The sequence below is a fragment of the Mesorhizobium amorphae CCNWGS0123 genome (assembly GCF_001686985.1).
Classification (GTDB): domain Bacteria; phylum Pseudomonadota; class Alphaproteobacteria; order Rhizobiales; family Rhizobiaceae; genus Mesorhizobium; species Mesorhizobium amorphae.
In genome coordinates this window covers 3,835,905-3,848,633 of record NZ_CP015318.1, presented here as the reverse complement: position 1 = coordinate 3,848,633, position 12,729 = coordinate 3,835,905, and the positions used below count along the sequence as shown (strand labels likewise).

Annotated in this window: 14 protein-coding genes; 7 read left to right on the top strand and 7 right to left on the bottom strand. The window is 63.4% G+C overall.

The window, feature by feature from the left end; all coding sequences use genetic code 11:
* Positions 1-85: 85 nt before the first annotated feature.
* Positions 86-958 (bottom strand): undecaprenyl-diphosphate phosphatase, encoded by an 873-nt coding sequence (locus A6B35_RS18080; RefSeq protein ID WP_006206074.1) that lies wholly within the window; start codon positions 956-958, stop codon positions 86-88.
* Positions 959-1,148: 190 nt separating this feature from the next.
* Between A6B35_RS18080 and A6B35_RS18075 the strand changes: the two genes are divergently transcribed.
* Complete coding sequence (locus A6B35_RS18075) at positions 1,149-2,063, top strand: hypothetical protein (RefSeq protein ID WP_006206073.1); 915 nt, start codon at positions 1,149-1,151, stop codon at positions 2,061-2,063.
* A 105-nt stretch (positions 2,064-2,168) separates the two neighbouring features.
* Here A6B35_RS18075 and A6B35_RS18070 read toward each other — a convergent pair whose 3' ends face one another.
* From A6B35_RS18070 to A6B35_RS18045, 5 genes are all read right to left on the bottom strand, one after another.
* Positions 2,169-2,381, bottom strand: coding sequence for a hypothetical protein (locus A6B35_RS18070; RefSeq protein ID WP_006206072.1), 213 nt, complete (start codon positions 2,379-2,381; stop codon positions 2,169-2,171).
* A 152-nt stretch (positions 2,382-2,533) separates the two neighbouring features.
* A complete protein-coding gene (locus A6B35_RS18065; RefSeq protein WP_006206071.1) occupies positions 2,534-2,932 on the bottom strand; it encodes a GFA family protein in 399 nt (132 codons plus the stop codon).
* Between the two features lie 384 nt (positions 2,933-3,316).
* Positions 3,317-4,273, bottom strand: coding sequence for an alpha/beta fold hydrolase (locus tag A6B35_RS18055; protein ID WP_006206069.1), 957 nt, complete (start codon positions 4,271-4,273; stop codon positions 3,317-3,319).
* Between the two features lie 26 nt (positions 4,274-4,299).
* Positions 4,300-4,803, bottom strand: a complete 504-nt coding sequence (locus A6B35_RS18050; RefSeq protein WP_006206068.1) for an SRPBCC family protein — start codon at positions 4,801-4,803, stop codon at positions 4,300-4,302.
* A gap of 137 nt (positions 4,804-4,940) precedes the next feature.
* Positions 4,941-5,189, bottom strand: coding sequence for a ParB N-terminal domain-containing protein (locus A6B35_RS18045; protein ID WP_006206067.1), 249 nt, complete (start codon positions 5,187-5,189; stop codon positions 4,941-4,943).
* A gap of 158 nt (positions 5,190-5,347) precedes the next feature.
* Between A6B35_RS18045 and A6B35_RS18040 the strand changes: the two genes are divergently transcribed.
* Genes A6B35_RS18040 through A6B35_RS18015 form a run of 6 tightly spaced genes read left to right on the top strand, consistent with a single transcriptional unit; the run spans position 5,348 to position 11,409 of the window.
* Positions 5,348-6,988: a N,N-dimethylformamidase beta subunit family domain-containing protein gene (locus A6B35_RS18040; protein WP_040584108.1), complete on the top strand. Its 1,641-nt coding sequence runs from the start codon at positions 5,348-5,350 to the stop codon at positions 6,986-6,988.
* A 9-nt stretch (positions 6,989-6,997) separates the two neighbouring features.
* Entirely contained in the window at positions 6,998-8,365 is a 1,368-nt protein-coding gene (locus A6B35_RS18035; RefSeq protein WP_006206065.1) for an aminotransferase family protein, read from the top strand.
* 10 nt (positions 8,366-8,375) lie between these two features.
* Positions 8,376-9,305 carry a 3,5-dioxohexanoate:acetyl-CoA acetone transferase gene (gene kce, locus A6B35_RS18030; protein WP_006206064.1) on the top strand — a complete coding sequence of 310 codons (930 nt, stop codon included), beginning with the start codon at positions 8,376-8,378 and terminating at the stop codon, positions 9,303-9,305.
* Positions 9,306-9,346: 41 nt separating this feature from the next.
* Positions 9,347-9,856: a 2-thiouracil desulfurase family protein gene (locus A6B35_RS18025; protein WP_006206063.1), complete on the top strand. Its 510-nt coding sequence runs from the start codon at positions 9,347-9,349 to the stop codon at positions 9,854-9,856.
* 3 nt (positions 9,857-9,859) lie between these two features.
* Complete coding sequence (locus A6B35_RS18020; protein ID WP_006206062.1) at positions 9,860-10,381, top strand: GNAT family N-acetyltransferase; 522 nt, start codon at positions 9,860-9,862, stop codon at positions 10,379-10,381.
* Positions 10,378-11,409: a histone deacetylase family protein gene (locus A6B35_RS18015; RefSeq protein WP_006206061.1), complete on the top strand. Its 1,032-nt coding sequence runs from the start codon at positions 10,378-10,380 to the stop codon at positions 11,407-11,409. Before A6B35_RS18020 ends, A6B35_RS18015 begins: the two co-directional genes overlap by 4 nt.
* Before the next feature lie 18 nt (positions 11,410-11,427).
* On the opposite strand, the gene A6B35_RS18010 is transcribed toward A6B35_RS18015, so the two are convergent.
* The gene (locus A6B35_RS18010; protein ID WP_006206060.1) at positions 11,428-12,693 is read right to left on the bottom strand and encodes a cysteine desulfurase-like protein; all 1,266 of its coding nucleotides are present in this window, start codon (positions 12,691-12,693) and stop codon (positions 11,428-11,430) included.
* Between the last annotated feature and the right edge of the window lie 36 nt (positions 12,694-12,729).

The window sequence follows — 12,729 nt, the reverse complement described above, 5'->3', positions numbered from 1 at the left end:
ATTCACGAGCAAGTCAATGCGTGCGCAGGGCGATCACAGACGGTTGACCGTTTGCATCGCAGGCGTGGTAGCCGCGCAACACACCTTAGGCGAGCCACCCCATCGCCACCGCGACCAGCAGCACGACGCCGAGCACGCCGCGATAGACGACGAAGGGCCAGGCGGAGAACCGCTCGAGAATGCTCATCAGGCCCCATATGGCAAAGAAGGCGGAAATCGAGGCGACGACGAGCCCGACGGCGAGAACCGACCAGCCATGGGCATCGAGATGGACCTTGTGAAGCTCCCACAATTCCTTGAGGCCGGCGAGCGCGATTGCCGGTAGTCCGAGCAGGAAGGAGAAGCGTGCCGCCTCGGCCCGCTTGAAGCCAAGCCCGAGCGCGGCCGTCAGGGTCGAACCGGAGCGCGACACGCCAGGTATCAAGGCGCCGATCTGGGCGACGCCGACAAGCAGCGCGTCGGCCATGGATGCTTCGCCGATGGTTCGCCGGTGGCGGGCAAAAATCTCGGCCAGCGCGAGCAGGATCGCCATGCCGATGCAGGCCCAGCCGATGACGCTCAGGCTGCGCAGCGGCGAATTGCAGGCGTTGAGCAGGCCCGACAGCGCGACGCCGGCAATGACGATCGGAATGGTTGCCAACACGATCCACAGTGCCAGGCGGAAATGTCGGTCGGCGAAATCGCGGCGCGTCAGGGCGTCGAGCGAACCAAACAGCATATCCCTGACATCGCTCCAGAAATAGCTGACCACAGCCGCCAGGGCCGCAAGCTGCATGGCGGCGGAGAATGCGGAGCCCGGATCCTGCCAGCCAAGTACGGCCGGCACGATGCGCATATGCGCCGTGGACGAGATCGGCAGCAATTCGGTGATGCCTTGCACCACGCCGAGAAACGCTACCTTGGCGTAGCCCAGGCCGACGAAGCCGGTGTCCAGGCCCTGGGTACAGATGTCAGCCATGTCGATCCTTCCCAGGCGAAAGTTGCATGGGAAGCGCCGCTTTCGGCCGATCCCGGCAGTGGGATAGCGTCGCCAGACGGGGAATCCAATTCACGGTTTTGTAAGGTGCGTCCGATCCAGCTTGACAAGTTTCGTGGTAATATTACCCTTCGCTAACCTTACAACGTAAGGTGCGAGCTGGGAGGAACCGGTGTCGACCGCTGCACTGTCCGAATTGCAACCCGTTGTCCTGCCCGAACCGCACCATCCCGCGATTGCAATGGAGGATGTCTCCGGCGACTTCAGCCGCGCCATCGAACGCGCGGAGGTCAATGCCTGGCGCGACCTCTACGCCGCGGCGCCTGCCGATTTCGCCGCGCGCCAAGGCCTGTCGATCGCCGAGGAGGCCGATCTCGTCTGGACCACCTGTACGACGATCCCGTTCATCCATTTCAACTGCGTGAAGAATCTTGGCGTCGAGCGCCCGGCCACCGAAAGCCAGCTCGACGCGCTGCTGGCGCATTACCGCGCCGCCGGCATTGCCCGACCATGGTTCCATGCCAATCCGCATGCTGAGCCGTCGGCGCTCAGATGCTGGCTCGAGGCGCGCGGCCTGCAGCGCCAGAGTGGCTGGGAGCGGATTTTTCGCGACGCGACGCCATTGGCTATCGAACCGCTGTTCCCGACCGATGGGCATTCGGTCGAACGGGTCACGCCGGCAACGGCGGGAGAATGGGCTGGTTTCATCGACAGCCGGTACCGGCTGCCGACCTCGCCCTGGCTGCTGGCGCTGGTCGGTCGGCCCGGCTGGCATCATTACATGCTGAGGCAGGACAGCGCGGTGGTGGCGGTGCGCTCGCTGTTCATCGGCGTCGACGGCATGGCGTGGAGTGGCATCGATGCGCCGGTACCGGGCATCATGGCGCCGAGCTTCGATCTCGACGCCGTGCTTGGCGAAGCGATGGTTCGCGACGGCATTGCCGCCGGCGCGAAACTGGTTGCCGCCGACATCGAGGCGCCGCACCCCGACCGCGACGGACCGGCCTATCGCAACTATGCGCGTCTCGGCTTCAAGCTCGCCTATTTCCGCAGCCATTACAGCTATTTGCCGGCGAATTCCGGCTAACGTCCCTGGAGCGGTTCAGCGGCTGATAGAATAGCTGACCGCTCCAACTCTTTGTTCACGCAATTCCGGACGGAACACCGCTGCAAACTTTTCCCGGAATTGCTCTTATCCGAGCAACCATTGCTGCAGACAGGTCCTGGCCACGACATGCGCCGGCGGCACGACCGGCTGATCGGCGGACGCGTCTTCGGCTGTGCGCCCGCGGGCCCTTTCGAGCAACATGCGAAGCTCCGCCGGCTGCACGCGGTCACGCTCCATCACGAGCCGGACCATCGGGTCGTTCAAAAGCTCGTCCAGGGTGTTGATGCTGTCGCTCATCCGTCGCCTCCTCGAATACCGGCCCGCAAGCCGATAGATAAGCAGGCAATGATGGCTCGCCAATGACGCTTTGCCGGCTATCTCGTGGTTTCGGATTAATTTCTGTTAACGCCAGCGCCCACCCTTGTCCCACAGTGGGAGGAGGGAAAAACCTAGTTCGGCGGCGGCGCGCCTTCATAGTGCGGCAGGCCATCGTTGAGTTGCACCCAGGGCTGCTTCGAGGCCGTCCAGATATGCATCTGCGGCTTGAACAGCGAAGGATCGTCAAGCGAGCCTGTCGTGATGCCGATGATGCCGGCGGAATCCCGCCGCGAAAACATCGTCGTGCCGCAGGCCGCGCAGAAGCCGCGCTTGAGGTCCGGCGAGGTGTTGACCATCGCCACCGGCCCCTCGACAGTCACGTCGTCGATGCGGAACAGCACGCGCGCGTTGAAGGCGGCGCCGATGACCTTCTGGCAGGCCCGGCAGTGGCAGACGCGCTCGTTGATCGGCGTAGCCTCCGCGCTATAGCGAACCGCGCCGCACAGACACCCGCCACCATACCTTGCCATCGCCGCACTCCATGCCTTCAAGGGATATTGGCTCACGCTAGCGGCGAAGATTGTGGCGTCAATTCAAAAGCTTTGATGGGACATCATCTGTTGCCGTGATGTTGTGTGGCCGTGGCGTTGCAGTGCCGTCATTGGCCCAATGACGGGTGCCGGCATGGGATTGACAGAACGGCAGACCCCGCGCCTGCTTGCGGCCAGCCGCTCGGGAGGCAGCCATATGGCGCAGGACATCGAAACCATCGGAATTGCAGATCTGTTCGGACCACCCTCGCCCGAGCGCGAGCTCACCGATGCCGCGATGCCGCGCCGCGCCAAGGCTTCGTAGAAGGCCTGCGGCCGTCTCCGGGAGAGACGGCCGCAGTCAGGCAATTGCCGGACAGATGACTATTTCGTTTCGCTGACGACCTCGTCCCAGCTCTTCACCTTGGTCTCGCCATTGAGGAAGGGCAGCGCCGTGGCTGTCAGTTCCGGGGCGAAGAAGACGTCGTAGTGGGTGCGGTTGGGCAGGATGGCCAGACGGTTCTGCGACAGATTCTCGCGCATCCAGCCGGCATCCTTCAACCCGCCGCCGAGCATCTGATAGAACTTGATCTCGTGCTCGGGCCGATACATGTCGCTGTCGCCATAGACCAGCATCACCGGCATCTTGAGCTTGGCCACATCGGCGGAATAGTCATAATCCTTGCGCATAAAGGTGCCGAGCGTGTCGAGCAGTTTTGGGAAATCCTGCGGACGCGGCGCCACCGCGACATAGGATTTGTACATCGGCGTGTCCTTCATGAATTCGGCCGCCGCCGCGCTGACCTGCGCCTGCTGGCCGCGCATCTCGGCATAGAAGCCGTCGGCGGCATAGCCGGCCGAGACCAGGACGAGCCGGCGCACCGTTTCGGGATGCTGGACGGCCATGCGGAAGGCGACGCCGCCGCCGAGCGAATAGCCCAGGACATCGACCTTGTCGTAACCCAGCGCCTTGACGATCGCGGCCATGTCGTCGCCCATCGCCTCCAGGCCAAAGGGCCGGTCGCCAAGCGCGGTGCGGCCATGGCCCTGCAGGTCGACGGCGATGACGGTGCGGTTTTCGGCAAAGCTGGGCAGGATCGGCGCGAACATATCCGTGGTGCCGAGACCGCCATGCAGCAGAAGCAGCGGCTCGCCCTTGCCATAGATGGCGTAATAATAGTTCAGGCCGTCGATCGGCAGCAGGCCGGACTTTTCCGGCTTCGGCAGTGCTTTGGTCTCGGTGGTCATGGCGGGCTTGGTCTCCTCTGCGTTGGCTTGGCACGGCGCGGCAAACAGGGCTGCGGCTGAGGCAAGAATGGCGAAAAATATCGATCTGGACATGCTGGTCTCCTCCGGTCTTGCCGCTGTCAAAGTGTCTTGGTGAGTTCAAGGGTTCTGGCGAGTTCTTCGAGCTGTTCGGTGCACTGGCCCCAGCCCTCGTGAAAACCCATCTTTTCGTGCTGCTCGCGGTCGGCGACGCTCCAGTGCCTGACGCGCGCGATGTAGCGGGTCTTGCCGTTGCCTTCATCCTCGAAGGTGAGCACGCCGGTCATGAACGGTTTTTCAGATGGCTCCCAGGCACTGGTATAGGCGTCAGTGAAAATGATCTTCTCGCCCCGAACAACCTCGAGGAAGACGCCTGGGTTCGGAAATTCATTGCCGTCGGGACCGGCCATGACGACCAGGCTGTTGCCGCCGGTGCGCACGTCCATTTCGGCACGCGGCGTCGTCCACGGCTTTGGCGCGAACCACTGCGTCACCAGCTTGTTGTCGGTCCAGCAGCGATAGACGTTCTCGCGCGGCGCATCGATGATGCGGGCGAGAACCAGTTCGCGGTCGTTGGCGGGGGCGATGTCGAGCTTGGTGGTCATGGGGTCTCCTCGGTGTGTTTGATATGCGGTTCCGCTTCAAAGACGGGTGAGCGCAGCGCGGGCCGACACGGTCCGCGAAAAAATTCACAGGAGGGTGACAGGAACGGCCGGCGTCGGCCGACGGCTCAGGAGTTCGCCTAGTGGCGCTTGGCCTGGACCAGATATGCGTCGATCTCGGTCTCGCCGAGCCACTTGGCCGCTTCCAGCCGGTGCAGGCCCTCGACGAGGATATGGCGCTTGCCGTCGTGGCGGACCTGGATCGGCATCTTCATGCCGTTTTCCAGAATGTCCTCCGCCAGATGGCGGACGGTCTCGGGATGCAGCGTCTTCTTGCGCGCGGTCGGCACGTAGATGTCGTCGACCTTGACCTTCTGGACTCTCAGCATGTCGGCTCCCACCTGCGGAAAACACCGCCTCGTTTGAGATAGTCGGTTTGGCGAGAGCGGCCAAGGGTGGCCCTGGCGATTGCTGGCCCGATCGTTTCCATTTGACGCTTGGCCGGCAGATCGCCGAAATGGCGGCGTTCGAGCCCTTTGCGGTGTTCATGACCCATCTGCCGACCGAATTTCCCGATTTCGGACTGACGCCGGAGCAGCGCCGGCAGGCGGTGCGCACGCATTACTACGAACGGCCGGGGATGGACGGCGAGCGTGGCGAAATCTGGTGCTACAGCGACCGGTTTTCCTACCGCCCGGGCGAAACGGTGGCGCTGCATGTCAGCGCGACGGCCGCCACTTTCGGCATCACGATCGTCCGCGACGGCGGCTTCGAGACAAAGGCGTTCGAGAAGACGGGAATAGCGGCGCGCTGGCAGGACACGCCGGATCAGTGCTCGGTCGAGGGCTGCGGCTGGGAGGCGTCGTTCGAGTTTCGCATCGGCGACGACTGGCCATCCGGCGCCTATCGCATCACGCTTGAAGCGGAGGGCCGTGACGGCAAGCCGATCCGCTGCCACCATCTCTTCATCGTCGCACCGAAGCCTGGCAAGAAACCCGGCCGCGTGCTGCAGGTGGCGGCGACGGGCACCTGGCTCGCCTACAACACCTGGGGCGGCTCCAATCACTATGAAGGCATCACCGGCGCGAACCGCGACCAGTATGCGCGCATGGTGTCGACACAGCGGCCTTGGTGCCGCGGCTTCGTCGTGCTGCCGAAAGATGTACCGCGCGTGCCGCTGGAGGTCGCCGTGCCGCCGAAGACGGTGCCGCGCTACCCGCACATGGAATGGGCTTTTGCCACCGGGCATTCGAAAAAGTACGCCTCTTCCGGCTGGGCGAGCTACGACAGCCATTTTTTCCGCTTCGCCGAGCACGCCGGCTATGCAGTCGATCTCGCCAGCCAACACGAATTGCATTTCTCGCCCGAGATCCTCGACGGCTACGATTGTGTCGTCTTCGTCGGCCATGACGAATACTGGACCTGGGAGATGCGCGATGCGGTCGACAATTACGTCAAACGTGGCGGCCACGCGGCCCGTTTCGCCGGCAATTTCATGTGGCAGACCAGGCTTGAGGACGAGGGCCGCCGGCAGGTCTGCTACAAGTACAAGGCGCGTGCCGAAGATCCGGCCTATCGCGGTGGCGACGTCACCCGCGCCACCAACTCCTGGGAAGCGCCGGAGATCGGCCGGCCGGGCTCGGCAACCTTCGGCCTCAATGCGACCAGGGGCGTCTATGCCGGCTGGGGCGGCTGTGCGCCGCGCGGCGTGCGGGGTTTTCCGGTCTACCGTCCGGAACATTGGGCGTTCGCCGGCACCGGCATCTACTATGGCGATCTGCTGGGCGCCGACAGCCATATCTATGGCTACGAGGTCGACGGGCTCGATTTCGAGATCCGCGGCGGCCTGCCCTATCCCACCGCCACCAGCGGCGCGCCTGATGGCCTCGAGGTACTTGCGGTCGGCATGGCCAGCCAGGTCGAGGAGAGCGCCGACATTCCGCTCAAGGACCAGTTCCTCGGCGACGAGGACGGCCGGTTTACTGCAGAAACCCTGTTCGGCGAGGCGAGCGACGCCAATCTGGAAAAAGTCAAACGCGGCAACGGCATGATCGTCAATTTCCCGCGCGGCAAGGGCGAGGTGTTTCATGCCGGAAGCTGCGAATGGGTCGCCGGCCTGCTAAGGCAGGACGCGATGGTCGAGCGTGTGACCAGAAATGTCCTCGATCGCTATCTCGGCCGAAAATAAGAGGGGTTGATGACCGCTGTGCAGTCCGTCGAAGCCGACCGCCGACCGAATCTTTTCCATTTCACCCGGCTGCAACGGCCAATGGTGGACCGCGCCGATGGCATCTACCTCTGGGACAAGAGCGGCCGCCGCTACATAGACGGATCGAGCGGCGCGGTTAACGTCAATGTTGGTCACGGCAACCGCAATGTCATCGACGCGATGAAGCGGCAGCTGGATCGCGTCAGCTTTGCCTACATCTTTCAATTCGAGAACGAACAGGCCGTCGAGCTTGCGCGGGGGCTGGCCGAGCGACTGCCGAACGGGCTCGACCGCATCTATTTCGTATCGGGCGGCTCTGAGGCGATCGAGGCCTGCCTCAAGCTCGCGCGGCAATGGGCAGTAGCGACAGGTCAGGACAAGCGCTGGAAAATCATCGGACGTATGCCCTCCTATCATGGCGTCACGATCGGCACGCTTGCCGTCACCGGCGACGACATACTCACCAAGACCTTCGACGCGAGCGGCCGGCCAATGCCGTTGGTGCCGGCCCCGTTTGTTCATCGCGATCACGACAATCTGTCGATGGAACAACGAGGCATCCGCTACGCGAATATGCTGGAGGAAAAGATCCTCGAGGAAGGGTCGGAAAGCGTGCTCGCTTTCGTCATGGAGCCGATCGGCGGTGCCGCGACAGCAGCGCTGGTTCCGCCCGACAGCTATTTTCCGCGTATCCGTGAAATCTGCGACCGCTACGGGATCCTGTTGATCCACGACGAAGTGATGACTGGCATTGGGCGCACCGGAAAATTCCTGGGTGGCGACCATTGGTCCTGCCGGCCGGATATCGTCGCACTGTCGAAGGGTCTTTCTTCTGGCTATGCTCCCCTTGGCGCACTTGCCGCGACACAGAGGATCGTCGGGCCGGTTCTCGAGATGGGTGGCTTCCTGCATGGCCATACTTATGGCGGCAACCCTGTCGCTTGCGCAGCGGGTGTTGCCGTTCTTGGCGAGGTCGACCGCCTTGGCCTGGTCGAGAATTCCGCCGCCATGGGCGAGTTGCTGAGAGGCGAGCTCGAGGCCCTGACTCGGCGCTTTCCTTTCATTGCCGACGTGCGGGGCAAGGGCCTGTTCATGGGGGCTGAACTCTATGCGGACCCCTTGGCCAAGACGCCATTGCCGCAGGCTCTCAACGCCAATTTGCGGCTCATCGATCTGGCGTTCGAGCGCGGACTGATCATCTATTCGCGGCGCGTGCGTGGCGGGCCGGTGAGCGACAATTTTATGGTCTGCCCACCGCTGATTGTGACCAGAGATCAGATCGGTGAGATTGTCTCGGTCCTTGGCGACACACTTGAAGCACTCGCCGCCGAGCTCGACCTACCGGTCGAAGGCTGAGGGACAAAATATGGCGCCGCGAAAAGTCATCATCACCTGCGCCGTCACCGGTTCGGTGCACACCCCGTCCATGTCGCCCTACCTGCCGGTGACGCCGGACCAGATCGCGACGGACGCCATCGCCGCCGCCGAAGCCGGCGCCTCGATCCTGCATCTTCACGCCCGCGATCCCAGGGACGGGCGGCCGACCGCCGATCCGAACGTGTTCATGCAGTTCCTGCCGCGTATCAAGCAGGCGACCGACGCGGTGATCAACATCACCACCGGCGGCTCGTCGCTGATGACGCTCGATCAGCGGTTGGCTGCCCCTCTGCGGGCAGAGCCTGAAATGTGCTCGCTCAATATGGGCTCGATGAACTTCGCGCTGTTCCCGATGCTCGACAAGCCGAGGGACTGGCAACACGAGTGGGAGCCGAAGCTGCTGGAAGCCACCCGCGACACGATCTTCAAGAACACCTTTGCCGACATGGAGGGCGTGCTCGAAAAGCTCGGCACGGGCTGCGGTACACGCTTCGAGTTCGAGTGCTACGATGTCGGCCATCTCTATTCGCTGGCGCATTTCCGCGACCGCGGCCTGGTGTCGGGGCCGCTGTTCATCCAGTTTGTGCTCGGCATATTGGGCGGCATCGGCGCCGATCCCGACAATCTCGTCCACATGAAGCGCATCGCCGACAAATTGTTCGGCGACAGCTACCAGTTCTCGGTGCTCGCCGCCGGCCGCCACCAGATGCCGTTGATCTCGATCGCCGCGGCAATGGGCGGCAATGTCCGCGTCGGGCTGGAGGACAGTCTTTATGATGGCAGGCAACTGGCAAAGTCGAATGCCGATCAGGTACGACGGATTCGCTCGGTGCTCGATGGATTGTCTCTGGAGGTCGCGACACCGGCGGAAGCGCGCGCCATGCTGGCGCTCAAGGGCGGCGACAGGGTGGCGTTTTGAGAGCGCAGTGGAGGTCGCACGTGGCAAAGGGAGGCGCTGACATGGAAAGGGTTCTCGTCTCGGCCTGCCTGCTCGGCGGCAAGGTTCGCTATAACGGCTCCTATCGGCTCAACGACCATCCCATACTGGCGCGGTGGCAGGCGGAGGGCCGGATCGTGCAAGTCTGCCCGGAAGTCGCCGCAGGTTTTTCCACGCCGCGTCCTCCGGCAGAAATTCGCAGCGCAGGTGACGGGCGCGCCGTGCTCCGAGGCCAAGGGCAAGTGGTTGAGCTAACCGGCAACGATGTGACCGACCTTTACCGCGAAGCCGGGCAGATCGCGCTTGATCTCGCCCGCGAAACAGGATGTCGCTATGCAGTTCTAACCGACGGCAGCCCGTCCTGTGGCAGCAGCTTCATCTATGATGGGAGTTTTTCGAGCAACCGAGTGGCCGGTGTTGGCACGACCACCGCATTGCTCGAAGCGAACGGCATTCGCGTCTTTTCGGAAGACCGCATTGGCGAGCTTGATGATCTTTTGACAGGGCCAGGCTCGGCCGGAACCTCGGCCTGATACATGCGAGGGAAGTCCCAAGCCAAGGTCACCGACACCGTCATCCGCCCCGGCCGGGTAGACGACGTCGACACCATGCACGCCGCGCTGCTGCGCCTCGGCACCCATATCGGCGCGCATCATGAGATCACCTCGACGCCTGACGACCTGCGCCGCTACGGTTTTGGCGAAAAACCCGCCTTCTCCGCCCTGATCGCCGAAGTCGGTGGCGAATTCGCGGGGCTGTGCCTGCATTTCCCAATCTTCTCGACCTGGATGGGCCGCCCCGGCGTCTATGTGCAGGACCTCTACGTCGAGCACCGCTTTCGCGGCCGCCGGATCGGCGAGCGCCTCCTGCGTCGTGTCGCGCGAGACTGCCGGAAGGAAGGCGGCGTCTATCTCAGGCTGTCCGTCGACACCGACAATGAAACCGCCAAGGCCTTTTATGAAAGGCTGGGGATTGCCTGGTCGGACTACGAACAGGTGCAGAAGATCGTTGGCGAGGCTTTCTTCGCCTTTGCCGACGCGCCGGAGGACGAACGATGAAGGCTTTCTACGCCGAGGAGCAAAAGCGCCACGACCCCAAGGCGTTCCTCTCCAGCGGAGCTCAGCAACCCAACCCGGAAAAGCCGGAGCGGGTCGAGCGCTTGTTAGCCGGCGCAAAAGCTGCCGGCTTGACGATCGAGCGACCACGGAATCACGGGCTTGGACCGATTGCCGCGGTGCATACACCCGAATATCTTGACTTTCTCGAGCATATCTTCGGCCGCTGGCAGCGTATCGAGGGCGCCTCGGCGGAAGTGATCCCCAACATCCATCCGATCACGCGGACCGGCTCTTATCCGGCCTCGGCGGTCGGTCAGGCCGGCTACCATATGGCCGACACCGCCTGCCCGATCTCAGGCGAGACCTGGCAGAGTGCGCTGTGGAGCGCCTGGAGCGCGGTCGAGGCTGCCGAAGCGGTGATGGCGGGCGCGCCTTCGGCCTATGCGCTGTGCCGCCCACCCGGCCATCATGCCTTTGTTGATGTCGCCGGTGGCTTCTGCTTCATCAACAATTCGGCAGTTGCCGCCCAGACGCTGCGCAAGCAGGCTGCGCGGGTAGCAATCCTCGATGTCGATTTGCATCACGGCAACGGCACCCAAGGCATCTTCTATGAGCGGCCGGACGTGCTTACCGTCTCGCTGCACGCCGATCCAGTGCGCTTTTATCCGTTCTTCTGGGGCCATGCCGACGAGCGCGGCGAAGGGCCCGGCCTCGGCTATAATCTGAACCTGCCGCTGCCCAGGAAATCCGGCGATTCGGTATTCCTCGAAGCTCTAGCCACCGCCTTCCAGCGCATTCGCGCCTTTTCGCCCGACGCGCTGGTGGTGGCGCTCGGGCTCGACGCCTTCGAAGGCGATCCTTTCGGCGGACTGTCGGTGACGACGCCTGGATTCTCGCTCATCGGCGAAGCCATTGCCGGGTTCGGTCTGCCGACGGTCATCGTCCAGGAAGGCGGCTATCTCTGCGAGGAACTCGGCGACAATCTTACCGCCTTCCTGACCGGGTTTGGCGGCGGCAAGAAGCGATAGCTCTCGCCTATAGGCGCTTCAGGTCCGCTCTTGCCGTAGCATGGCAACAACCCGATGCACGCTCTCCAGCGTCTCGTCGATTTCGGCGGCATTGTTGTAGTGGGCGATGCCGATGCGCACCACGCCCTCCTCCGCCGGAATGCCCAGCTGGTGAACGATCTCCCAGGCATAGTTGTGCCCGGACCAGAGGAAGATGTTTTCGGCATTCATCTGCCGCACGATCGTCTCCGGCACCATGCCCGCAACGGTGAAGGACACCGTCGGCACCCGCGCACCGACCCGCGCCGGGTCGGTAATGCCGTGGATGGTCAGGCCCTCGATGTCCGACAGCCCGTCGATCAGCCTTTGCGCCAGCACGTTCTCATAGGCGACCGACAGCTCGAACGCCTTGGCGATCCTGGCACGCCGTGACCCGCTTTCGCCGGCCGCAGCGCCGAGATCGGCAAAATAGTCGACCGCCGCCGTGAGGCCGGCCATCAACTCGATCTGCGGCGTGCCGAGCTCGAAGCGCTCCGGCAGGCCGTTGGACGAACAGCGGCATTTGTACGGTTTCAGCGCATCGATGACGTCGCGCCGGCCCCAAAGTATGCCCATATGCGGGCCGAAGAATTTGTAGGCCGAGCAGGCCAGGAAATCGCAGCCGAGGTTTTGCACGTCGACCAGCCCGTGCGGCGCGAACTGCACGGCGTCGACATAGACCAGCGCGCCGGCCTGTTTGGCGATCGCGGTCAGCGCCTTCACGCGGTTGATCGAGCCTGTGAGGTTCGAGGCGTAGTTCAACGCGACGAGCCGCGTCTTGTCGCTGAGCAGTGCGCTCAGCGCCGCCTCCTCGACCTGCCAGCTGTGCTCATCGAACGGCAGCCAGCGCGCGACGAGGCCGAGATCTTCGGCCAGCTGCAACCAGGGCGAGACATTGCCCTCGTGATCCATGCGGGTCAGGATGATCTCGTCGCCTGGTTTCATCGCGCGGCCGAGCGTACGTGACATGTGATAGGTCAGCGTCGTCATGTTGGCGCCGATGATGATCTCTTGCGGGCTCGCGGCCCCCAGGAAATCGGCCATCGCCGCATGCGCGTCGTCGACGACCTGTTGCGCCGCGACAGTCGTTTCGAAGAAGCCGCCGAGATTGGCGTTGGTGGTCAAAAGGCAGCGCGAAACCGCATCGGCGACCGCTTGCGGCACCTGCGTGCCGGCAGGGTTGTCGAGATAGATCCGACGGCGGCCTCGGTCGGTCAGGAACAGTGCTGGAAATCTTTTCCGTACGGCCTCGATCGGGAAATTCATCACCGTCCCCTTCCCTTTGTTATTGTTTGACAATTC